The sequence below is a fragment of the Streptomyces sp. YS-3 genome (genome assembly GCF_045257485.1).
GTDB lineage: Bacteria > Actinomycetota > Actinomycetes > Streptomycetales > Streptomycetaceae > Streptomyces.
In genome coordinates, this window is sequence record NZ_JBJHPC010001033.1 from 1 (window position 1) to 1199 (window position 1199).

At 71.1% G+C, this 1199-nt stretch carries 1 protein-coding gene; it reads left to right on the forward strand.

Annotation, left to right across the window (positions count from 1 at the left end):
* The coding region (locus tag ACJA3G_RS37290; protein WP_406557441.1) for a 3-oxoacyl-[acyl-carrier-protein] synthase III C-terminal domain-containing protein at nt 1–662 on the forward strand (662 nt) is incomplete at its 5' end.
* Nucleotides 663–1199 lie beyond the last annotated feature (537 nt).

Consider the following 1199-nt stretch of genomic DNA (forward strand, 5'->3'; position numbering starts at 1 on the left):
CGCCCCACCAGCTCTACCTCCGGATGAGCGGCGCCCCGGTCTACGCCCACGCCGTGCACCGTATGACCCAGTCCTCCCGCACCGTGCTCGCCCGAGCCGGCTGGCCCGCGAACAGTATCGAAGTCTTCATCGGACACCAGGCCAACCAGCGGATCCTCGACGCCGTCGCCGACCGCCTGAACATCGCCCCCCTCCACCGCCACGGCAACATCCGCGAGGTCGCCAACACCGCTGCCGCCTCCATCCCCCTGGCCATGTACAGCGCCGCCCAGCTCAATGTGCTCCGCTCCGGCGCCCGCACCCTGCTGACCGCGTTCGGAGGCGGACTGACCTGGGGCTCGATCACCCTGACCTGGCCCGACCTCACACCCCACGCCCTGCCTCCACAACCGCACAGCACCCACAACGCCCTGCCACCGAAGACACCTGACCTGGCAGCCGTGTACGACACGCTCCTCACCCTGCTCACCGAGAAGTTCGGTGTTCCCGCGCAGCAGGTCACTCCCGGCATGTCGCTGGCCGACCTGGAACTGGACTCCCTCGCCGTCGCCGAGTTCTTCCTCACCGTCCAGGAACGCTTCAACCGTTCCCTGGACGAGGACCAGTGGCAGGCCGAACGCACCCTCCAGGACATCGCCAGCACAGTGAAGGCACTGCGATAACCCTCATCACTCCCCGCCCGGCACACGCGAGGCGAGGCGAGCATCCACCCGTGCTCGCCCTCACCGACCCGTCAGCCCGGCCCAAGCACCCCCACCCGCCTCTCCACGAAACCGACCGCCGCAACCCGGGCGAACCCGTCCCGCACCAGCCCTCCTCTTCCTCCCGGAAGGGACCTCCCGCCAGATGCCGGCGTACGCCGGGACCCGAGCTGGCCCACGCGAAGGGGCGCTGCCACGCCGACACCTCACCGCCCCCGGCCCGGACTCCCAGCGCGCCGCAGACGTACGCAACCGGCTCCCACGCGACCCGCACTGCACCTTCCCCACACCGTGCCGGGGACCAACCCCACCGCCGCCGCCCTGGCCAGCTACCTGCCCACCAGCTCACCGGCCAGCCCACACGCACCCGCACCCACAGCTTGACGCCACAACACCCCGGCAAAAGAGGCCCACATGATCACGCGAAGCCGCCTGAGCACCCCGCGCGGCAGCGCCACCGCCCGGCGGGGCCGCAGCCACCGCAGCCACCCCCACACC